Source organism: Noviherbaspirillum sp., from assembly GCF_035944575.1.
Taxonomy (GTDB): Bacteria; Pseudomonadota; Gammaproteobacteria; order Burkholderiales; family Burkholderiaceae_D; genus Noviherbaspirillum.
This window is the reverse complement of record NZ_DASZBA010000216.1, coordinates 1-20,045: the sequence shown is the minus strand read 5'-3', so window position 1 is coordinate 20,045 and position 20,045 is coordinate 1. Positions and strand designations below refer to the sequence as shown.

The 20,045-nt window shown below is 60.0% G+C and carries 22 protein-coding genes; 5 read left to right on the top strand and 17 right to left on the bottom strand.

Features of this window, described 5'->3' with window-relative positions:
- The 6 genes from VGU61_RS17290 to mltG all read right to left on the bottom strand — a co-directional run.
- A partial coding sequence (locus VGU61_RS17290) for a TatD family hydrolase (protein WP_326860451.1) occupies positions 1 to 579 on the bottom strand: 579 nt, incomplete at its 3' end.
- Between the two features lie 59 nt (positions 580 to 638).
- A complete protein-coding gene (locus VGU61_RS17285) occupies positions 639 to 1,136 on the bottom strand; it encodes a GNAT family N-acetyltransferase (RefSeq protein WP_326860450.1) in 498 nt (165 codons plus the stop codon).
- Between the two features lie 10 nt (positions 1,137 to 1,146).
- A complete protein-coding gene (locus VGU61_RS17280; RefSeq protein WP_326860449.1) occupies positions 1,147 to 1,536 on the bottom strand; it encodes a PilZ domain-containing protein in 390 nt (129 codons plus the stop codon).
- Between the two features lie 9 nt (positions 1,537 to 1,545).
- Complete coding sequence (locus tag VGU61_RS17275; protein WP_326860448.1) at positions 1,546 to 2,577, bottom strand: DNA polymerase III subunit delta'; 1,032 nt, start codon at positions 2,575 to 2,577, stop codon at positions 1,546 to 1,548.
- Positions 2,578 to 2,584: 7 nt separating this feature from the next.
- Positions 2,585 to 3,193 carry a dTMP kinase gene (gene tmk / locus VGU61_RS17270; protein ID WP_326860447.1) on the bottom strand — a complete coding sequence of 203 codons (609 nt, stop codon included), beginning with the start codon at positions 3,191 to 3,193 and terminating at the stop codon, positions 2,585 to 2,587.
- A gap of 34 nt (positions 3,194 to 3,227) precedes the next feature.
- Positions 3,228 to 4,217 carry an endolytic transglycosylase MltG gene (gene mltG / locus VGU61_RS17265; RefSeq protein WP_414691655.1) on the bottom strand — a complete coding sequence of 330 codons (990 nt, stop codon included), beginning with the start codon at positions 4,215 to 4,217 and terminating at the stop codon, positions 3,228 to 3,230.
- A 97-nt stretch (positions 4,218 to 4,314) separates the two neighbouring features.
- Here mltG and VGU61_RS17260 point away from each other — a divergent pair, with 97 nt between their 5' ends.
- Genes VGU61_RS17260 through VGU61_RS17250 form a run of 3 tightly spaced genes read left to right on the top strand, consistent with a single transcriptional unit; the run spans position 4,315 to position 6,368 of the window.
- Positions 4,315 to 5,349, top strand: coding sequence for a folate-binding protein (locus VGU61_RS17260; protein WP_326860446.1), 1,035 nt, complete (start codon positions 4,315 to 4,317; stop codon positions 5,347 to 5,349).
- A gap of 15 nt (positions 5,350 to 5,364) precedes the next feature.
- Entirely contained in the window at positions 5,365 to 5,655 is a 291-nt protein-coding gene (locus VGU61_RS17255) for a DUF4936 family protein (RefSeq protein WP_326860445.1), read from the top strand.
- Entirely contained in the window at positions 5,646 to 6,368 is a 723-nt protein-coding gene (locus VGU61_RS17250) for an NRDE family protein (RefSeq protein ID WP_326860444.1), read from the top strand. Before VGU61_RS17255 ends, VGU61_RS17250 begins: the two co-directional genes overlap by 10 nt.
- 301 nt (positions 6,369 to 6,669) lie before the next feature.
- Here VGU61_RS17250 and VGU61_RS17245 read toward each other — a convergent pair whose 3' ends face one another.
- From VGU61_RS17245 to VGU61_RS17195, 11 genes are all read right to left on the bottom strand, one after another.
- A complete protein-coding gene (locus VGU61_RS17245; protein ID WP_326860443.1) occupies positions 6,670 to 7,095 on the bottom strand; it encodes a GNAT family N-acetyltransferase in 426 nt (141 codons plus the stop codon).
- Entirely contained in the window at positions 7,092 to 7,469 is a 378-nt protein-coding gene (locus VGU61_RS17240) for a thioesterase family protein (protein WP_326860442.1), read from the bottom strand. Before VGU61_RS17240 ends, VGU61_RS17245 begins: the two co-directional genes overlap by 4 nt.
- 92 nt (positions 7,470 to 7,561) lie before the next feature.
- Entirely contained in the window at positions 7,562 to 8,458 is an 897-nt protein-coding gene (locus VGU61_RS17235; RefSeq protein WP_326860441.1) for an alpha/beta hydrolase, read from the bottom strand.
- Between the two features lie 17 nt (positions 8,459 to 8,475).
- Positions 8,476 to 9,381, bottom strand: a complete 906-nt coding sequence (locus VGU61_RS17230; protein ID WP_326860440.1) for an SDR family oxidoreductase — start codon at positions 9,379 to 9,381, stop codon at positions 8,476 to 8,478.
- A gap of 29 nt (positions 9,382 to 9,410) precedes the next feature.
- On the bottom strand, positions 9,411 to 10,340 hold the full coding sequence (locus VGU61_RS17225) for a glutathione S-transferase family protein (protein ID WP_326860439.1): 930 nt from the start codon (positions 10,338 to 10,340) through the stop codon (positions 9,411 to 9,413).
- 220 nt (positions 10,341 to 10,560) lie between these two features.
- The gene (locus VGU61_RS17220) at positions 10,561 to 11,556 is read right to left on the bottom strand and encodes an NADP-dependent oxidoreductase (RefSeq protein ID WP_326860438.1); all 996 of its coding nucleotides are present in this window, start codon (positions 11,554 to 11,556) and stop codon (positions 10,561 to 10,563) included.
- A gap of 93 nt (positions 11,557 to 11,649) precedes the next feature.
- The gene (locus tag VGU61_RS17215) at positions 11,650 to 12,090 is read right to left on the bottom strand and encodes a PaaI family thioesterase (RefSeq protein ID WP_326860437.1); all 441 of its coding nucleotides are present in this window, start codon (positions 12,088 to 12,090) and stop codon (positions 11,650 to 11,652) included.
- Positions 12,090 to 12,875 (bottom strand): SDR family oxidoreductase, encoded by a 786-nt coding sequence (locus tag VGU61_RS17210; protein ID WP_326860436.1) that lies wholly within the window; start codon positions 12,873 to 12,875, stop codon positions 12,090 to 12,092. The genes VGU61_RS17215 and VGU61_RS17210 overlap by 1 nt, the downstream gene beginning before the upstream one ends.
- Before the next feature lie 24 nt (positions 12,876 to 12,899).
- Entirely contained in the window at positions 12,900 to 13,202 is a 303-nt protein-coding gene (locus VGU61_RS17205) for a Dabb family protein (protein ID WP_326860435.1), read from the bottom strand.
- Positions 13,203 to 13,464: 262 nt separating this feature from the next.
- Complete coding sequence (locus tag VGU61_RS17200) at positions 13,465 to 15,279, bottom strand: acyl-CoA dehydrogenase (protein ID WP_326860434.1); 1,815 nt, start codon at positions 15,277 to 15,279, stop codon at positions 13,465 to 13,467.
- Positions 15,280 to 15,373: 94 nt separating this feature from the next.
- The gene (locus tag VGU61_RS17195) at positions 15,374 to 16,552 is read right to left on the bottom strand and encodes an acetyl-CoA C-acyltransferase (RefSeq protein ID WP_326860433.1); all 1,179 of its coding nucleotides are present in this window, start codon (positions 16,550 to 16,552) and stop codon (positions 15,374 to 15,376) included.
- A 325-nt stretch (positions 16,553 to 16,877) separates the two neighbouring features.
- On the opposite strand from VGU61_RS17195, the gene VGU61_RS17190 reads away from it, so the two are divergent.
- Together VGU61_RS17190 and purT are read left to right on the top strand one after the other, a co-directional pair.
- Positions 16,878 to 18,539, top strand: coding sequence for an MFS transporter (locus VGU61_RS17190; RefSeq protein WP_326860432.1), 1,662 nt, complete (start codon positions 16,878 to 16,880; stop codon positions 18,537 to 18,539).
- A 234-nt stretch (positions 18,540 to 18,773) separates the two neighbouring features.
- Positions 18,774 to 19,988, top strand: coding sequence for a formate-dependent phosphoribosylglycinamide formyltransferase (gene purT / locus VGU61_RS17185; protein WP_326860431.1), 1,215 nt, complete (start codon positions 18,774 to 18,776; stop codon positions 19,986 to 19,988).
- Positions 19,989 to 20,045: the final 57 nt, after the last annotated feature.

The window sequence follows — 20,045 nt, the reverse complement described above, 5'->3', positions numbered from 1 at the left end:
CGCTACGGCCTGCAATTCCCTTGCGCTCTTGAACGTGACAATCCCCGAAAACGAGATGTAGAACCCCATCTCCATCGCGGCCTCCGCCACCTGCAGCGATTCGGTGAAGCAATGCATCACGCCCGCCGCGCCGCCGGCGTCCGTCCCGGCACCTTCCTCGCGCATGATGCGGATGGTGTCTTCCGAAGCGGAACGGGTGTGGATGATCAGCGGCTTGCCGGTCGCCCGCGATGCACGGATATGGACCCGGAAACGTTCGCGTTGCCATTCCAGGTCGCCCTGCAACCGGTAATAATCCAGCCCGGTCTCGCCAATGGCGACAATCTTCGGATGATCGGACATGGCGGCAAGCTGCTCGACGCTCGGCTCGGGCGTGTCCTCGTAATCGGGATGCACCCCGACCGAGGCAAATACATTGGGATAGGTCTCGGCGAGGCTCAGCACCTGCGGGAAATCCGGCAGATCGACGGACACGCACAGCGCATGGCTGACGCGGTTGTCGGCCATCTTGCCGAAGATTTCCGGCAGTCGGGCGGCGAGTTCGGGGAAGTTGATGTGGCAGTGGGAATCGATATACATCGGCGTATTTTACGCCGATGCACGACGAATGGCCCCACCCGAAAAGTCCGCTCCGGACGCTACGCGACGCGCTTGCCCACGATGATCAGGTCGCGCTCGATGCCATCCAGCGTTGCGACACGGGGCATCGTCGCCCAACGCTCGAAACCGAACGCATCGAACAGTTTCAGGCTGGGAACATTGTGGCCGAAGATAAACCCGAGCAAGGTATGCACCGAAATTTCAGGCGCGTAATCGATGGCGTGCTGCAGAAAATAACGGCCAAGTCCCCTGCCGCGCGCGTTTTCGTGGATGTAGATGGACAGTTCCGCCGTGCCTGAGTATGCGGGCCGGCCGTAGAAATTCGAGTACGACAGCCAGCCGATGATTTCTCCGGCGTCCTCGGCGACCCAGAGCGGCCTGCGTTCGGGCGCATGTTCGTCGAACCATGCGCGGCGCGATTCCACGCTGACCGGTTCGGTATCGGCAGTCACTTCACGGGAGGCGACAGTGCTGTTGTAGATGGCGACGATGGCGGGAAGATCGTCCGGCCGGGCGAGGCGGTGAGAATACGGCATGCGGAAACAGTTAAAGAGTGTGGGTTGCCCTGGAAGATCGCAGTGCGGCGCCGAGTAATTCCTCGATGCGCAGCTTGGCCCGCTGGCCGCTTTCATCGACGGAAAACTGAACGCCAATACCCTGCGCTTTACCGTTGCCGGCACCGGCGGGGGTGACCCAGGCGACCTTGCCGGCGATCGGATATTTCGCCGGATCATCCATCAGGGTAAGAATGAGATAGATCTCGTCGCCGATCTTGTACGCCTTGTTGGTGGGGACGAATATGCCGCCGTTGTTGATAAAGGGCATATAGGCTGCGTAGAGCGCCGCCTTTTCCTTGATGGGGAGTGATAGTACCGATGGCCGCGCAACCGCGGCACCGCTGGCTGCCGCGCCCGGCATTATGCTTGATTCTGCCATGACGGTCCTTTAAGGAAAGAGGTGTACATAATCGATCAGCATGTCTTCGATGAATAGCCGTGCCGACAGCGGATGCTCCGCAATCGCACGGCGCTCGTTCACCGATTTCAATGCACGCAGCAAGTTTGGCAGCTCTACCCGCCGGGCGAGCACGCCGAGATCTTTTTCGTACCGGGGATAATACCGGATTGTGCCTGAAAGTTTCACCGAGAAAACATCATAGAGCCAACGTTGCATCCAAGCAACAAGATCAACGACAGGCGTCTTCTGCAGACGTTCCGCCGTTTTCAACGCGCTGTCGATGCTCGGTTTGGCAAGGCCGGCGAGAAATTCATCCAGGATTTCACGTGATCCGGATTGGGCCATTGCGAAGGCAGCCAGCGGTGCGCCGCCCTGCTCCGCCAGCCATGCGTCGGGCTGGGCAATCCCCTGCGCGGATAGCCAGGCAAGGGCTTGTTGCCAGGATGGCATCGCCAAGGCGAACTTTCTGCAGCGAGACAGGATCGTCGGCAAAAGACGATCAAGTCCATTGCAGACCAACAGGAACACCGTATGGGGCGGCGGTTCTTCCAGTGTCTTGAGCAAGGCGTTGGCCGCCATGGTGTTCAATGCCTCCGCCGGATAAAGCAGGACGATACGCATTCCCTGGCGGTGCGTGGAGATATTCATGAAATCCGCGAGCCCGCGAATCTGATCGATCTTTATTTCCTTGGACGGCGTCTTGGCCGCCTTCGCGGATTTTTTCCCGTCGCCTTCGGCATCGTCTCCCTCGACCGAATCTTCTTCCAGGATCTCGGGGCGCACTCGCCGGTAGTCGGGATGGTTGTATTGGGAAAACCAGCCGCAGGAATCGCATGTGCCGCAGGCGTCGCCGTCCGCGAGAGGTGTCTGGCAAAGCAGCGATTGCGCAAAGCGCTCGGCAAACGCGGTTTTACCGATGCCTTCCGAACCGTGGAAAAGAATTGCGTGCGGCAGCCGGGCGCGAAGCTGCTGCAACTGCGCCCATGCCTCGTCCTGCCATGGATACTTCGTGGTCGTCATGCGGATATCACAGCGTCGCGGCCAGCTTTTTCAGCTCGTCATGCACTTCGGAAAACGGCCTCGTGGAGTCGATGATGCGGAAACGCTCCGGAAATTCGGAGGCCCTGCGCAGATATTCGGCGCGGGTGTCGGCGAAAAAGTCCGCCTTTTCCTGTTCGAACTTGTCCAGCTCCCGGCTTGCATCCAGGCGCGACCGTGCCACATCCAGCGGCACGTCGAACAGCAGCGTCAGGTCTGGCTGCAGGTGTGGGTGCACCCACTGTTCCAATGCAGCCAGCTTTTGCTTGTCCAGCTTCCGCCCGCCGCCCTGGTAGGCGAAGGTCGCATCGGTGAAACGGTCCGAAATCACCCAGTCGCCGCGCCCCAGGGCCGGCTCGATGATCTGGGCAAGGTGTTCCCGCCGCGCGCCGAACATCAGCAGGGCCTCGGTTTCAAGGTGCATCGTTTCGTGCAGAAGCAGTTCGCGCAGCTTTTCGCCCAGGGGGGTGCCGCCCGGCTCGCGTGTCGTGATCACCGTCCTGCCACGGGCAGCCAGCAGCTCGGCGAACCTTGTCAGGTGAGTCGACTTGCCGGCGCCGTCGATGCCCTCGAATGTGATGAATTTGCCTCTTGCCATGAACGGTGATTCACTAGTGATCGGTCGACCCGCATTATCGCTGGAATTTATTGACCGCGCGATTATGGTCGGCGAGATTTGCTGAAAATTCGCTGGTACCGTCGCCACGCGCAACGAAATACAGCGCATTGCTGGCGGCCGGATTCAGTGCTGCAGCCAGCGACTCCGCACCGGGCAAGGCGATCGGTGTCGGCGGCAGCCCTGGGCGGGTGTAGCTGTTGTATGGCGTGTCGGTTTCCAGGTCACGCTTGCGGATATTGCCCTTGAACTTGTCGCCCATGCCGTAAATCACCGTCGGATCGGTCTGCAGCAGCATGCCGAGCCTGAGCCGATTGACGAAGACGGCGGCAATCATGTTGCGCTCGGATTTCTGCCCGGTCTCCTTTTCGATGATGGATGCCATGATCAGTGCTTCATAGGGATTTTTGTACGGCAACGATGGATCGCGCCTGGCCCACTCCTGGTTCAGGCGCTTGAGCATCAAAGCGTGCGCCTGCTTGTAGACCTGGATATCGCTTGATCCCTTCGCAAACCGATAGGTATCCGGGAAAAACAGGCCTTCCGGCATGCGGTAATCCGGCGCCAATTTCTGCATCAGTTCGGCATCGGAGAGCGACGCGGTGTCATGTTTCAGCGCGGGATGCGCATCAATGGCCTGACGCATCTGGCGGAATGTCCATCCCTCGATGATTGCCAGCGATTCCTGTGCAAATTCACCCCGGACAAGCTGATCGATCAGGCCCAACGGCGAGGTGCCGGGTTTCAGTTCATAATGGCCGGCCTTCAGCCGTGCGCCCTTGCCGCTCAGGCGGGCGAGCACGGCGAACAAGGTAGGATTTACCGGCGCTCCCGCTGCGGCGATCTGCTCGGCGGTGCCGGCCACGCTGCTGCCGGAGCGGATGGTGAATTCGAGCGGCTGCTGACCCGCATCAAGAATCGGCCGGTTTGCCCAGAAAACCGTCACGCCAGCGGCGAGCATGGCGAAAATGACGACAAAGAGAAGGAATTTTTTGATCAAAACGATGCCTGGAACGGGAAGCTGAATGAATCGAACGAATTTTTGCGGGCTCACTATAATCGAGCCGTGATGATAAAACCATTTTTAGTTTGAGACCGCCGAAATGAATACATGGTTGCAATTCTTGATCCAGCACAGTGCCGTCCTCGACGAGGGCAAGGACGTTCTCGGTTTTGCGGGCGACAGCCCGACTCCGTCGGCCTTCGTTGCGCCGCTCACCGATCTTGGCCTGATCGCCGCAACCGGCGAGGAAGCGGCTGTTTTCCTGCATAACCAGCTGACCAATGACGTGGAGCATCTCGGGCCGTCGGAAGCCCGGCTGGCGGGATATTGTTCACCAAAGGGCCGTCTGCTCGCCAGCATGCTGATGTGGCGGGCCGGTGATGGCGTAATGCTGCAATTGCCGCGTTCGATCCAGGCGGCCGTGCAGAAGCGCTTGCAGATGTTCGTGCTGCGCGCCAAAGTCAAGCTGAACGACGCGTCCGACACGCACGTAGCGCTCGGCCTGGCCGGACATGATGTGGCCGGATTGCTGATGCAATGGTTTCCGACTCCGCCATCGGCCCCTTATGCGAAGACCGAATCCGACGCCGGCATCCTGATCCGAATGCCTGATGCGTTCTCGGTTCCCCGTTATCTCTGGATCACCGCCCCGGATACGGCGCAGGCCGCCTGGCCGACGCTGACCGCCAAATTGCCGCCGGCAGGCGCCGCCTTGTGGCGTCTGTCGGAAATCCATGCCGGGATCCCGCGCATCACCCAGCCTACCCAGGAGCAGTTCGTGCCGCAGATGGTCAATTTCGAACTGGTCGGCGGCGTGAATTTCAAGAAAGGCTGCTATCCCGGCCAGGAAATCGTTGCCCGCAGCCAGTACCTCGGCAAGCTCAAGCGTCGGATGATGCTTGCATCGGTCGAGACCGCCGATGCGCGCGCCGGCATGGAGGTGTTTTCCGCCGCCGACCCGGACCAGCCCTGCGGCATGATCGTCAATGCCGAAAAGAACGATGCCGGCGGCATGGATTGCCTGGTCGAAATGAAAATTGCTGCATTGGACCAATCCGGCGTGCATCTCGGTTCCGCGAATGGCCCCGTGCTGCGTTTCGGCAGCCTGCCTTATGCCCTGCCGGACGCTGCCTGAGCCGGCGGTTCACGCATGAAGGACTTGTATATCTATTACCGCGTACGCTCCGAGCACGCACGCAGACTGCAGCTGACGGTCCTGGCGCTGCAGCAATCTATTTCGCGGGAATATGGTATCGTCACCGCACTCAAGCGACGTCCCGAAGAACAGCAAGGACAGCACACCTGGATGGAGGTGTACCTTGCCATACCCGACGGTTTCGACATGCGGCTGGAGCAGGTTGTCGCGCAGACCGACCTCATCACACTGATCGAAGGCAAACGCAACATGGAATATTTTCTGGACTGCTCCATATGTGCCTGATCGTCTTTGCCTGGAAAGTCGTTCCCGGCATTCCGCTGATCGCCGCCGGCAACCGCGATGAATTCTACAACCGCCCCGCTGTCCCCGCCGCCTGGTGGACGGACCGTCCCCGGATTTACGCAGGCCGGGATCTACAGGGCGGCGGCACCTGGATGGGAGTCAATCGAAACGGTCGATTCGCCGCCGTCACCAACGTCCGCGCGCCCGACCAGAAGCGTGGCGACGCGCCGACACGCGGTGCCTTGGTTGCCGATTATCTGGACAATGAGGCAGGCCCGGACGACTACGTGCGCGAAATCTCCGGGCGGGCACATTTGTACAATGGCTTCAACCTGCTGATCGGCGATAAAAGCAAGCTGATCTGGTACTCCAATACCGCAAACGACGAACGTAATGGCTGCCCTCTGCCACCCGGCATCTATGGCCTCTCCAACGGAGCGCTCGATACGCCCTGGCCGAAGGTGGTGAGTACCAAGGCGCAGTTTGCCAGCCTGCTCTGCCAGGGGGCGCCGGAAGATGCCTATTTCGAGATGCTGAGCGATACCACGATCGCTTCGGATTGCCGGTTGCCGCAGACGGGAATCAGCCTGGAATGGGAGCGGGCGTTGTCGGCAGTGTGTATCGAATTGCCGGAGTACGGGACGCGGAGTTCGACGTTGGTGCGGTTGTATGAGGGTGATGGAGCCGAATTGAGGGAGCGGGCGATTCGGTAATCATTCAATCGTCGAAATCGGCTATAAAACGCTTGTCATCGCTTCAAAGCGTTTTGCGGAGATTTTGGACAGCATGCCATCCATCTGCAAAACGCTATCAGTTTGCAAGTCGGAACGCGTTCTGCAAGGGGGAATCCAGAGTTGCGGCGTGGCCCCGGTAATGCAATGCCATCGGCTCTCCGAAGAGACTAGCCCCGGTGGGCCACTCACGTTGGCAAAGCAAAGATAGGACTGGAGCACTACTCCAGCGAGGCGGGCCGCTGCTCCTTCGGCGTGTTTGGAAAAGTACCGCCTTTACGCACTAGCTGAAGTCGTGCCGCATCTGAATATGCGGAATGCCGGCTTCCATAAACTCCTCCCCTTCCTGCACAAAACCAAACCGGCTGTAGAACGGCGCGGCATGCGTCTGCGCACTCAGGATCACCGTCTTGTCTCCCCGCTCCCTCGCCTGCTGCATCAGCGCTTCCAGGATGCGGCCGCCGACACCGGTGCCTCGCGCGGCCTTCTTCACCGCCATGCGGCCGATATGACCGTCCGGCAGCAGTCTTCCGGTACCGAGCGCCCTGCCCTGCTCATCGCGGGCCAGGGCGTGCAGGCTTACGGAGTCCATGTCGTCCCACTCAAGCTCGACCGGAACATTCTGCTCCAGCACGAATACTTCATAGCGCACCGGCTGCGCCTCCTGCTTCAGGCTTTCCCAGCCGCCTATGGTCAAACTGATTTTCATAGGGCTTGCGGCGGGACTTTTTCAAGGCGCGTGATGGTCGCGCGCCAATCTTCCGGAAACGGCACGCCCTTGCGCACGGCAGTGTCAGCATAAACGTAGAACAGCTCACCGGATATCAGGTGCTGGTCGCCGAGATGAATCTCCACGATGAAGCGTACCGATGAACGGCCAAAGCCGGCGCAGCGCACGCCGATGTCGAGAATGTCATCAAAGCGGGCGGGCGCGATAAATTCAACAGTAGCCTTGCGGGCGAACATCTCCCGGCCGTCCTTCGCCTGCTGCAGCACCCCCGGCAAGCCGGTCGCGCGCCAATACTCGGTGAACGCTACATCAAAATACGTCAGATAGTGTCCGTTGAATACGATGCCCTGCATATCCGCCTCCGCCCAGCGGACGCGGAGTTGATGAAAGAAGGAGAAATCTTCGCGTGCCATGGTGACTCAGAAAATAATCAAGTGGTGTTTGCTCAATCGGCGAGGAAGCCGCGTATCAGACGGTTGACCCGTTCCGGCTGCTCGTGAATGATCCAGTGCGAGCCTTCTGGAATGCGCTCGATTTTCAGATCATCGATGAAATCGTCCAGTCCATCCAGCAAGGTCTTCGGCAATGCCATATCGTTCTCGCCCCAGATCACGCGGGTCGGTATCGTGATGCGGAAATCCTTCGGGTCGAGCTGCAGCTTCAGCGGACCAGCATGCTGGTCGGTTGGCGGATGCAGGGGCGACGCGCGGTAGTAATTGACGCCGCCGGTCAGTCCGCGCGACCAGCACTCATGGTATTTCCGCCTGACGTCAGGCGTGAACCACGGCGTGGGCGATTTCCCCATGCCGTTCAGCAAATTTTCCAGCAATGCGAAGTTATCCTTCGCAAGCGCGCTCTCCGAACCTTCTGCGCGCAGCCAGTTCATGTATTCGCTGGCCTTTTTCTGTTCCGGGTCGTTGGCCAGCGCTTGCATGAAGAGATACGGATGCGGCGAATTCACGATGATCAGCCGGTGCAGAAGCTGCGGCAGCCCGATAGCGAAATTCCATGCAATCGCGCCGCCCCAGTCATGCGCGACCATCACGAATTTTTCGTAGCCGAGATATGTCGCAAGCTGACGCAGGTCGTCGACGATATGCTTGGCCTTGTAAGCGCCGAGGTCGGACGGCATGTCCGACAGGTTGAAGCCGCGCAGGTCGGGAGCGACGGCGAAGTGGTCGGTGCCGAATTCCGCAAGCTGCGCTTCCCACTCGTACCAGAACTCGGGAAAACCGTGCACGAACAGGATCAGCGGCTTGCCCTTCTCCCCTGCGCTGGCGAAATGCAGCCGGGTGCCGTTCGGCAGCGCGGCAAATTGGTTGCTCTGGATGGTGGCTGGCATGGTCGCTCCCGCTTGCATTAGTTGACGTTCAGTTTGGCTTGCAGCATTTCGCGGATATGCGGCGCCGCTTCAAAAGGATCGCTCGGATTGCGCTGCAGGATGATGTCTTCCATGCGGGTCTGGACGTTGCCCAGCGCATTCGGGTGCGAGTAAACGTAGAAGCGGTTTTCGGCGATGGCGTTGAAAGTGAACTCTGCCACCTGTGCCGCCGACACCTTTCCGGAAGAAACCGCCTTTTCGGAGACCGCCTGGGCCGCGATCTGGCTGGGTGTCGGTCCTGCATCGGACTTCACGTCGTCGGGACGGCTGCGCTCGGAATTGGAGATGCCGGTCGGGACGAAGTACGGGCACAGCACCGAAGCGCCGATCGGCGCCTTGATCAATTTAAGGTCATGATACAGGGTCTCCGAAAGCGACACGACCGCATGCTTGGACACATTGTAGATGCCCATGTTGGGCGCATTCAGCATGCCGGCCATCGACGCGGTATTGACGATATGTCCTTCATAAGTGGGGTCCTTCTTCGCGCATTCCAGCATCAGCGGCGTGAAAGTGCGCACGCCATGCACCACGCCCCAGAGGTTGACGCCGAGCACCCATTCCCAGTCAGCCAGCGAGTTTTCCCAGACCAGGCCGCCCGAACCGACGCCCGCGTTGTTGAATACGAGATGCACCGCGCCGAATTTTTCCATGGTGGCATCGGCCAACGCCTGCACCTCCTCCGGCTTGCGCACGTCGCAGCGCATCGCCAATACTTGCGCGCCCTGCGCTTCGAGTTCGGCCTTTACCTTGTCGAGTTGCTCCTGTTGCACGTCGGCCAGAACCAGCTTCATGCCGAGGCGCAAGCCGATGTTGGCGAATTCGCGTCCGAAACCGCTTGCACCGCCGGTGATGACGGCGACCTTGTCCTTGAAGTCTTTCATGTGTGTCTCCTGAATGGGTAGGCTGATATTTAGATCTTTTTCAATTGAAACCCGAGGCGCGGAAAGTGCACGACGACGGTTCCTGCCTGCGGGTCGGTGCGGCGCACGGCCAGTTCGTTGTCGGTGGCCATCACCAGTTCGCCTTCGACCGGATCGATGCCATAGTCCGTCGGCGCGATCGTCACCTGTTCACCGAGCGCAATACCGAAGGTATTGACGAACGCCGCATCAATGTTGGCCGGGCTTGCGGAACGCGCGGCTTCCAGCGCCTGCTCACCGCTCATCGCTTCGAACTGATGATGACCGATCGCCGCCATGCGCGCCATCCATGCCTGAAGACGCGGAGCGCGATCAAGAATCGATGCAACCTCCTTTGCTTTCTGCACAAACCAAAGGCAGTGATAGACCGAGAAATCCGCAATGCACGGCTGAGCCCCGAGCAAGTAATGCTTGCCGTTGCCAATCATGTTCTCCAGCCGGCGCAGATATTCAAGCAGGCTGCCGGTCGCCTCGCCGACCGAGATGCGAGGTGCATTGCCGCGGAAGCCGGCTCTATCGGCTGCAAATGCTTTCATCTGCTCCGGCGTCGCGCCACCGAGAATGCTTTGAATCGCAGCCGGTTGCTGGAAGATATAGGGGATCACTGTCCAGAACAGTGTCGAATCGGCCCATTGCGCGAGCGTTCTGGCCACACCCTCTGTCTCCGGCGGATACAGGGTCGGCGCGGGCGCAATCTGCTCCAGTACATTGGCGATCAGCGCGGTGTCGCAATAGATGTCGGCGCCTATTTGCAGTACCGGTGTCTTGCGGTAGCCGCCGGTCAGCGCAGTGAGATTGGGTTTCGGCATGATGGCGGGGATCAGCACCGATTTCCAGGGGAGTTTCTTGTAGCCGAAGATGGTGCGGACTTTTTCCGAGAACGGCGAGTTGGCGTAATGGTGAAATATCAGGTCTGACATTGAGACTCCTTGGTACGGTGCGGATAGGCGAATCAGGCTGGTTTTCTCTCCTTGGCAGGAAGAGGAATCGGTCCGGAATGGAGTAGCGACGCTGATTGACTGGATGCAGCAGTTTAAACTTGCCACCCCTACGCGGGCCGCCCCAGCCCAACCTTCCGCCTAGCAGGGGGAAAGTGCCGTGCGGTTATTGTTTAAGCATCGCATGGTGATATTTGCCATCTCAAACCAGCTTCACCAACTGCTTCCCGAAGTTCTTGCCCTTTAACAGTCCGATGAATGCCTCCGGCGCCGCCTCGAGCGAAGGCGCAACCGACTCCCGGAACTTCAGCTTGCCGGTTGCCACCAGCGTGCCCAGTTCCTTCAAGCCCTGCGGCCATAATTCCGGGTGCTCGGACACGATGAAGCCGCGCATCGTCAGCCGCATGGTCAGGAACGCACGGGTATTCCTGATCGCCATCGGTTCACCGTCATAGCCGGCGATCAGGCCGCAGAGCGCGATCCTGCCGAACGCGTTCATGCGTGCCAGGCAGGCATCGAAAATCTCGCCGCCGACATTTTCGAATATGGCGTCGATGCCGTTCGGTGTCGCTTTCGCCAGGTCGGCTTCCAGATTGCCGGCCTTGTAGTCGATGCAGGCGTCAAAGCCGAGCTCGTCGACCACGTATGCGCATTTTTCCTTGCCGCCGGCGATGCCGACCGCACGGCAGCCGCGTTGCTTCGCAAGCTGTCCTACTACGCTGCCGACCGCGCCGCTGGCGGCGGAGACGACGATGGTTTCGCCCTCTTTCGGCTGCATGATCTGCGTGAGCCCGTACCATGCGGTCATGCCCGGCATGCCGACTGATCCAAGATATGCCGACAGCGGAATGTGTGCCGTATCGACCTTGCGCAACAGGGTGCCGTCGGAAACGCCCATCTCCGACCAGCCCATCATGCCGACGACCTTGTCGCCGACCGCAAATTTCGGATTCTTCGATTCCACGATCTCGCCGGCCGTGCCGCCGATCATCGTTTCGTTCAATGCCTGCGGTGCCGCATAGCTCTTGACGTCTTCCATGCGCATGCGCATGTACGGATCAAGCGACAGGAAATGGTTGCGGATCAGGACTTCGCCGTCCTTCAGTGACGGGACCGGCACTTCTTCGAGGCGGAAGTTGTCCGGAGTAACCTGGCCTTTCGGACGGGAGGCCAGTACGATGCGTTTAAAAGTTGCCATGGCGTGCTCACACTTTCTTTATGTAGAGGCGCAGACATGCGCCCGCGTTGTATGTCGTGTAGATACATGCGGGCAGAGCCGCCCGCACCACTGCTATTCGTGATCCAGCTTCTTGGCCGCATCCAGCCGCTTCAGGTATTTGAAGGTGCCCATCGCCTTGGCGGTAAGCTTGTCGCCGTTCCACAATTCGCCTTCGCAGAAGCACATGGTGGTCGAGCGATGGAATGCCTTGCCCTTGGCGATGATGCGGTTGCCGGATGTTCCGGCCGGCTGGAAAAAACTGGTCTTCATCTCGACCGTCACGCCGCCGCGCGCATCCGGATCGAGCGACCGGCCGGCCATGGACATCACCACATCCAGCAAGGTCATGACCACGCCGCCGTGGGTGACGTGCCAGCTGTTCATATGGCGCGGCTCCAGAGTAAGCGCGACGGCGGCCTCGCCGTTTTCCATCCCGAGAAATTCCACGCCGACGTCGTGCAGAAAGGGAATGACGGAAGGAAACGGCTGCGGCGGTGATTGCGAAAAATCCATCAATGAACCGCCGACACGCCGCCGTCGACTGCCAGGATCTGGCCGGTGATGTGTTTGCCGGCGTCCGATGCGAACAGCAATGCCGCGCCCTTCAGGTCTTCATCGTCGCCGATACGCTGCAGCGGCGCGCGTTTCGCGAGATTTTCCTCGCCCAGATTTTCCAGCACGCCCTTGGTCATCTTGGACGGGAAGAAGCCCGGGGCAAGCGCATTCACCGTGATGCCGTGCTTGCCCCATTCACCTGCCAGCGTGCGGGTGAAATTGACTACCGCGCCCTTGGACGTGTTGTAGGCGATCGTTTGCATTGAATTCGGGCCGTTGCCGGACAGGCCGGCGATCGACGCGACATTGACGATACGGCCATACTTGCGAGGGATCATCGATTGCTTGGCCACCGCCTGCGACAGCAGGAAGATGCTGCGCACATTCAGGTTCATCACCTTGTCCCAGGCTTCGATCGGATGATCTTCCGCCGGCGCACCCCAGGTGGCGCCCGCATTGTTGATCAGGATGTCGATGTGCCCGAGGCGCTTGATCGCTTCAGCAACCAGCGGCGCGATCGCGGACTCCTGAGACACGTCGGCGGCGATCGCGCTGGCTTCGATGCCGCGCTGCTTCAGGTGGGCGACCGCTTCGTCGAGGTCCGCCTGCTTGCGCGAGGACAGCACGATTTTCGCGCCCTGCTCGCCGAGCGCTTCGGCGATCTGCAAGCCAAGGCCGCGCGATCCGCCGGTGACGAGTGCAGTCTTTCCTTCGAGATTAAACAGCTGTTGTATGGTGCGCATTGCGTCTCCTTTTTCTGGTTCAATTTAAATTTCGTAATCCATGCATTGGCGCGCTTCGCGAATTGCGCCGATGAACGGTTTCAATGCCACATGCTGCGGATGTTCCTGGTAGGCGTCGAGCGCGGCTTTCGATGTGAATTCGGAGTACAGCACGACGTCGTAGGTTGCCTCGAGATCGGGCTGAGCGAGCGCCACTTCGAATTTCAGGATGCCGGGCACGATACCGGCGCAGGCGTCGAGGAGTTCTTTCATTCTCAAGGCGTTGGTCGCCTTGTCCACGCCTTCGGCCTGGTCTTTCAGCTTCCACATGACGATGTGTTTGAGCATGGGGTGACTTTGAAAAAATAGAGAAAAAATTCCCTCCTCCTGTCAGGGGGAGGGTGAGCGTGGGGGTAGTGAGGTTGTGCTATTGCATGCGGTCGATTCGACCTCACTACCCCTGCACGGGCCGCCCCTTCCCAACCAAGCGGACTGCCCTTACGGACAATCCGCTTCGCAGGCGGACAGCATGCTGTCCAAATTCCCTGCTACGCCCCCTGAAAGGGGGAAGGAGTTCTACAAGGGTGAAAGTTCTTAAGAGTGGAAGAGCTCAGAACCACGCATCCTGCATATCCAGCGTCGTCGTATCGATGCTCTCCAGCAGATCGAGCTGCGGCTGTACCTTCGGCAATTCCCATTTGAAGAAATAGGCGCAGGCCTGCAGTTTCCCCTGATAGAAATCGGCGTCATGCCCGCTCTTGCCGACCGCCAGCATCGCCTGCTGCAGCCACATCCACGCCACGACCGCATGGCCGAATGCTTCCAGGTACACCGATGCGTTGGCCAGCGTTTTGTTCATGTCGCCGGCCGCATACAGGGTACGGGTAACGGCACCGATACGCTGCCACGCATCGCCAAGGGACTTCGCATATCCGGCCAGCTCCTGCACCTCGGAGGCCTTGGACAGCGTCTTGCGGATTTCGGCTACCAGTGCCTCGAATGCCGCGCCGTTCTGCATCGACACTTTCCGGCCCAGCAGGTCCAGGCCCTGGATACCATGCGTGCCTTCATGGATCGGGTTCAGGCGGTTATCGCGATAAAACTGCTCGACATTGTATTCACGGGTGTAGCCGTAGCCACCGTGGATCTGGATCGCCAGACTGTTTGCCTCCAGGCACCATTGCGACGGCCAGGATTTGGCGATCGGCGTCAGGATGTCGAGCAGCAGCGTCGCGTGGCGGCGTTCGTCCGGCGACTCCAGCGTGCGCTCGTCGTCGACCAGCCGCGCGCAATACAGGTTGAGCGCGAGACCGCCTTCCACATAGGCTTTCTGCGCCAGCAGCATGCGCTTGACGTCGGTGTGCTGGACAATGGGAATCTGCGGCTGGGCCGGGTCCTTCGCGCCGGGATGCCGGCCCTGCGGCCGCTCGCGCGCATATTCCAGCGAATGCAGGTAGCCGGTGTAACCCAGCATCACCGCGCCGAGGCCGACGCCGATGCGCGCTTCGTTCATCATGTGGAACATGTTGGCCAGGCCCTTGTGCACCTCGCCTACCAGATAACCGATCGCGCCCGGCTTGCCCTGCGGCTTGAACTTGCCTTCGCCGAAATTCAGCAGGCAGTTGGTCGTGCCGCGATAACCCATCTTGTGGTTCAGCCCTGCCAGCACCACATCGTTGCGCTCGCCCACGCTGCCGTCCGAATTCACGAGTTTCTTCGGTACGATGAACAGCGAGATGCCTTTCACGCCCGGGATCAGCTTGCCGTCCGGGCCGGGGACTTTTGCCAGCACCAGGTGCACGATGTTTTCCGACAGTTCGTGTTCGCCTGCCGAAATCCACATCTTGTTGCCCTTGAGTCGATAGGTGCCGTCCTCCTGGGGTTCCGCGCGGGTGGTAATGTCGGACAGCGACGAACCGGCCTGAGGCTCCGACAGGCACATGGTGCCGAAGAAACGCCCTTCCAGCATCGGCTTGACGAAGGTATTGATCTGCTCCGGCGTCCCGCATTTGAGCAGCGTGTTGGCATTGCCGATGGTCAGGAACGGATAGGACGATGTACCGACGTTGGCGCCCTTGAAATAGGCCAGGCCGGCTTTTTCGATCAGCACCGGCAACTGCATGCCGCCCATTTCATAATCCTGCCCGGCGGCCATCAGGCCGGACTCGCAGAATGCCTTCAGGGCGGTCTTTACTTCAGGAATGATATGGACGGTCTCGCCGTCGAAATGCGGTTCCTCCTGGTCGTTCTTTTTATTGTGGGGTTCGAACAGGTCGGTGGCGATCTGCTCGCAGGTATCGAGCGCCGCATTGAAGGTTTCGCGGGAATGGTCGCTGTAGCGACCGCGCTGAGTCAGCGCCTCCGCATTCAGCCATTCATACAAAACGAATTCGAGATCGCGGCGGGAAATGATCTTGGATTGCATGGTTCAACCTCCGTCCTCCACCCCGCGTGACGGCGGCTGGAGGACGCAAACAGTTAATGACGATGGCTTGAGGTGCGTGCGCGCTCGGCGCCGATTACACCACTTCGAACAGGCCAGCGGCGCCCTGGCCGCCGCCGATGCACATCGTCACCACCACGTATTTCGCGCCGCGGCGCTTGCCTTCGATCAATGCATGGCCGGTCAGGCGGGCGCCCGACACGCCATAGGGATGGCCGACGGCGATCGCGCCGCCGTTGACGTTCAGGCGGTCGGCTGGAATGCCCAGCTTGTCGCGGCAGTACAGCACCTGCACCGCGAACGCTTCATTCAGTTCCCACAGGCCGATGTCCTCGACTTTCAGGCCGGCTTTCTTCAGCAGTTTCGGAATCGCGAAAACCGGGCCGATACCCATTTCATCCGGCTCGCAGCCGGCGATTGCGAAGCCGCGGTAGATCCCCAGCGGCTGCAGGCCTTTCTGTTCGGCGAGCTTGCTGTTCATGACGATGGCGACCGATGCGCCGTCGGAGAACTGGCTGGCATTGCCGGCAGTGATCACGCCGCCCGGCAGCGCGGTACGGATCTTCGACACGCCTTCGATGGTGGTGTCGGCGCGAATGCCTTCGTCAGCGGAAATCGTAACTTCGCGGGAGATCAGCATGCCGCTTTCCTTGTCGGCCACGCCCATGATGGTGGTCATCGGCACGATCTCGTCATTGAACTTGCCAGCTGCCTGAGCGGCGGCGGCGCGTTGCTGGCTCTGGACGCCGTACTCGTCCTGGCGTTCCTTGCTGATGTTGTAGCGCTTGGCGACGGTCTCGGCCGTCTGCAGCATCGGCCAGTAGATTTCAGGCTTGTTCTTTCTCAGCCAGACTTCGGCCAGCATGTGGCTGTTGGCTTCCTGCTGCACGCAGGAAATGGATTCGACACCGCCTGCGGCATAGATGTCGCCTTCGCCGGCGATCACTCGCTGCGCGGCGGTTGCGATGGTCTGCAGGCCGGAGGAACAGAAACGGTTGATAGTCATGCCGGCGGTGGTGACCGGGCAGCCGGCGCGCAGTGCAATCTGGCGCGCGATGTTGCTGCCGGTGGCGCCTTCCGGTGTGGCGCAGCCCATGATCACGTCTTCCACCTCGCCGGCTTCAATCTTGGCGCGCTCGATCGCCGCCTTCAGCACATGGCCGCCCAAGGTCGCGCCGTGGGTCATATTGAATGCACCTTTCCAGGATTTGGCAAGGCCGGTGCGGGCGGTGGATACGATGACGGCGTCAGTCATTTGAGGCTCCTTGAATTGAATTATGTTGATCTGTGTTGACACGAAGGTCGGTTCGAAACGGGGAACAGCCAACCACTCGACCGGGGAAAAAACGAATATCAGAATAGCATATTTTTAGCACGATCGTTCGCAAAAAATTTCCATCGGATAAGCCATCGATTCCCGGCTCTCCGGTTCGGTTCCCGCCCGCGGCAGCACCCATTCGGGGCTGTAAGTTTCTGTAAGTTTGAAGCAAGTATTGTGTAAGGTTCAAGTCGCACACTCGGCCCGTGCAAGCAATGCCGCGAGGCTTTGCACTTTATATTTATTATTCGAGGAGATTAGCATGGCGACAGCACAGACAACTGCGCACACCATGACGGCAGAGGAGAAGAAGGTCATCTTCGCCTCGTCGTTAGGGACCGTGTTCGAGTGGTACGACTTTTATCTTTACGGCTCACTTGCCGCAATTATTGCGAAGCAATTCTTTGCCGGCACCGACCCCAATACAGCGTTCATCTTTGCGCTGCTCGCGTTTGCCGCCGGTTTCATCGTCCGTCCTTTCGGCGCGCTGGTGTTCGGCCGCCTCGGCGACATGATCGGCCGTAAATACACCTTCCTCGTCACCATCCTGATCATGGGCGTGTCGACATTCATCGTCGGCCTGTTGCCTACCTACGCATCGATTGGCATTGCAGCGCCGATCATCCTCATCACGCTACGTATCCTGCAGGGCCTCGCGCTCGGCGGCGAATACGGCGGCGCGGCCACCTATGTTGCAGAACATGCGCCAAACGGAAAGCGCGGCGCCTTCACCGCCTGGATCCAAACCACCGCGACACTCGGTCTGTTCCTGTCGCTGATGGTGATTCTGGGCACCCGTACCGCGATGGGCGAAGCCGCGTTTGCCGATTGGGGATGGCGTATCCCATTCCTGCTGTCAATCTTCCTGCTGGCCATCTCGGTCTGGATCCGCTTGTCGATGAATGAATCGCCGGCGTTCGCCAAGATGAAGGCCGAAGGACGGACCTCCAAGGCACCGTTGTCCGAAGCATTCGGTCAGTGGAAAAACCTGAAGATCGTGATCCTGGCCCTGATCGGCCTGACCGCCGGCCAGGCAGTGGTCTGGTACACCGGCCAGTTCTACGCACTGTTCTTCCTGACGCAGACACTGAAGGTCGAACCGGCTACCGCCAACCTGCTGATCGCCGCGGCACTCGTGATCGGCACACCGTTCTTCATCGTGTTCGGCTCGCTGTCGGACAGGATTGGACGCAAGAAGATCATCATGGCAGGCTGCCTGATTGCCGCCGTGACTTATTTCCCGATCTTCAAGGCCATCACGCACTACGCCAATCCGGCGCTGGAAGCCGCACTGGTCAACGCACCAGTCGTGGTGACTGCCAATCCGGACGATTGCCAGTTCCAGTTCAACCCAACAGGCACCAAGAAGTTCACTTCGTCCTGCGACATCATCAAGGCAAAACTGGCTGCCGCTTCCGTTGCTTATTCAAACGAAGCAGCGCCTGCCGGCACCGTGGCAACCGTCAAGATCGGCGACAAGGTCATCACGTCCTATGACGCCAGCAAGCTGTCGAAAGACGAAGCCGCCGCCAAGGACAAGGCCTTCTCGAAAGAGCTGGCTGACTCGATCAAGGCCGCAGGCTACCCTGCAAAGGCTGATCCGGCCCAGATCAACAAGGGCATGGTCCTAGTGCTGCTGGTGATCCTGGTAATTTACGTGACCATGGTGTACGGCCCGATCGCCGCGATGCTGGTGGAGATGTTCCCGACCCGTATCCGCTACACATCGATGTCGTTGCCGTATCACATCGGTAACGGCTGGTTCGGCGGCCTGCTGCCGACCACGGCCTTCGCGCTGGTGGCCTACAAGGGCGACATCTACTACGGCCTCTGGTATCCGATCATCATCGCCCTGCTCACATTCGTGATCGGCATGCTGTTCGTCAAGGAAACCAAGGACCTGGACATTTACGCTGGAGATTAAGGTTATAGTCGTCCCGGACGCGCTTTCCCGCACGTCCGGCTTGCAGCCGCCGTTTAATCACGGCGGCTTTTTTTCGTCCGGGCATTTCTCGCCCTGGCATCGATCCCTGCCGATCCGCGTGCAAAGCCCCCCGGATTTTGCTATCGTCGGGCAGCCATTCTCACCGGTATCCCATCCACCGCTCCATCGCCCTACTCTCAACCACAAGCCCTACTCTCAACCACAATTTCCGTCATGAATATCCCCACCCGTCTCGGCACCCCCTTATCTCCGTCTGCCGTCAAGGTCATGCTGCTCGGCTCCGGCGAACTCGGCAAGGAAGTCATCATCGCCCTTCAGCGTCTCGGGGTCGAAGTCATCGCCGTCGACCGCTATCCGAATGCACCCGGGCACCAGGTTGCGCATCGCGCCCATGTCATCAACATGACCGACGGCGCGGCCCTTACCGCCCTGATCGAACAGGAAAAGCCGGACCTCGTCGTGCCTGAAATCGAAGCCATCGCCACGCCGGCGCTCATGGAACTGGAAAAGGCCGGCAAGGCAACCGTCATCCCGACCGCCCGCGCCGCCTGGCTCACGATGAACAGGGAAGGCATCCGACGGCTGGCGGCAGAAGAATTGGGTTTGCCGACATCGCCCTACCGCTTCGCCGACAGCCTGGCGGAACTGCAGGCTGCCTGCGCCGAAATCGGCTTTCCCTGCGTCATCAAGCCGGTGATGTCGTCGTCCGGCAAGGGGCAATCGAAGATCGACAGCGCCGGCGAGGTCGAGGCGGCCTGGAACTACGCCGCAGCGGGAAGCCGGGTCAACGCCGGCCGGGTGATCGTCGAAGGTTTCATCGATTTCGATTACGAGATCACGCAACTGACGGTTCGCGCCCGTAGTGCGAATGGCGAGACGGACACGTTTTTCTGCGATCCGATCGGCCACGTGCAGGTCGATGGAGATTATGTTGAATCCTGGCAGCCGCATCCGATGCATCCGGCGGCGCTGGCGAAGTCGCGCGATATCGCCCGCAAGGTGACCGAGAATCTCGGCGGACTCGGACTCTTCGGCGTCGAGCTGTTCGTCAAGGATGAGATGGTCTGGTTTTCGGAGGTCAGCCCGAGGCCGCACGATACCGGCATGGTGACGATGGCAAGCCAGTGGCAGAGCGAATTCGAGGTCCATGCGAAGGCGATTCTCGGTCTGCCGGTGAATGTGGCGCTGAAATCCCCTGCCGCCTCTGCCGTCATCTACGGACAGCACGAAGCGAAGGCGATTGCTTTCGAAGGCGTGGCCGACGCGCTGACTGTACCGGGCGTCGATATTCGGCTGTTCGGCAAGCCGGAGTCCTTCAAAAAGCGGCGCATGGGCGTGGCGCTGGCTGTCGCGGATGACGTGGAAACGGCGCGCAAGCGTGCCAAGGAAGCGGCGGCGAAAGTCAGGCCGGTGACGCACGGAGGATAGATTTCAGACATGCCGCCGCATGGAAATCGTTCTCCATGCGGCTTTTTCCTGCGCCCG

Coding starts and splice junctions, on each gene's coding strand:
- VGU61_RS17220 (WP_326860438.1), bottom strand. CDS start 11,556: ATGGCAACTTTTAAACGCATCGTACTGGCCTCCCGTCCGAAAGGCCAG.
- VGU61_RS17215 (WP_326860437.1), bottom strand. CDS start 12,090: ATGGATTTTTCGCAATCACCGCCGCAGCCGTTTCCTTCCGTCATTCCC.
- tmk (WP_326860447.1), bottom strand. CDS start 3,193: ATGGCAAGAGGCAAATTCATCACATTCGAGGGCATCGACGGCGCCGGC.
- VGU61_RS17245 (WP_326860443.1), bottom strand. CDS start 7,095: ATGAAAATCAGTTTGACCATAGGCGGCTGGGAAAGCCTGAAGCAGGAG.
- VGU61_RS17250 (WP_326860444.1), top strand. CDS start 5,646: ATGTGCCTGATCGTCTTTGCCTGGAAAGTCGTTCCCGGCATTCCGCTG.
- VGU61_RS17230 (WP_326860440.1), bottom strand. CDS start 9,381: ATGAAAGACTTCAAGGACAAGGTCGCCGTCATCACCGGCGGTGCAAGC.
- VGU61_RS17240 (WP_326860442.1), bottom strand. CDS start 7,469: ATGCAGGGCATCGTATTCAACGGACACTATCTGACGTATTTTGATGTA.
- VGU61_RS17225 (WP_326860439.1), bottom strand. CDS start 10,340: ATGTCAGACCTGATATTTCACCATTACGCCAACTCGCCGTTCTCGGAA.
- VGU61_RS17190 (WP_326860432.1), top strand. CDS start 16,878: ATGGCGACAGCACAGACAACTGCGCACACCATGACGGCAGAGGAGAAG.
- VGU61_RS17200 (WP_326860434.1), bottom strand. CDS start 15,279: ATGCAATCCAAGATCATTTCCCGCCGCGATCTCGAATTCGTTTTGTAT.
- VGU61_RS17285 (WP_326860450.1), bottom strand. CDS start 1,136: ATGCCGTATTCTCACCGCCTCGCCCGGCCGGACGATCTTCCCGCCATC.
- VGU61_RS17205 (WP_326860435.1), bottom strand. CDS start 13,202: ATGCTCAAACACATCGTCATGTGGAAGCTGAAAGACCAGGCCGAAGGC.
- VGU61_RS17210 (WP_326860436.1), bottom strand. CDS start 12,875: ATGCGCACCATACAACAGCTGTTTAATCTCGAAGGAAAGACTGCACTC.
- VGU61_RS17275 (WP_326860448.1), bottom strand. CDS start 2,577: ATGACGACCACGAAGTATCCATGGCAGGACGAGGCATGGGCGCAGTTG.
- purT (WP_326860431.1), top strand. CDS start 18,774: ATGAATATCCCCACCCGTCTCGGCACCCCCTTATCTCCGTCTGCCGTC.
- VGU61_RS17195 (WP_326860433.1), bottom strand. CDS start 16,552: ATGACTGACGCCGTCATCGTATCCACCGCCCGCACCGGCCTTGCCAAA.
- VGU61_RS17260 (WP_326860446.1), top strand. CDS start 4,315: ATGAATACATGGTTGCAATTCTTGATCCAGCACAGTGCCGTCCTCGAC.
- VGU61_RS17255 (WP_326860445.1), top strand. CDS start 5,365: ATGAAGGACTTGTATATCTATTACCGCGTACGCTCCGAGCACGCACGC.
- VGU61_RS17280 (WP_326860449.1), bottom strand. CDS start 1,536: ATGGCAGAATCAAGCATAATGCCGGGCGCGGCAGCCAGCGGTGCCGCG.
- VGU61_RS17235 (WP_326860441.1), bottom strand. CDS start 8,458: ATGCCAGCCACCATCCAGAGCAACCAATTTGCCGCGCTGCCGAACGGC.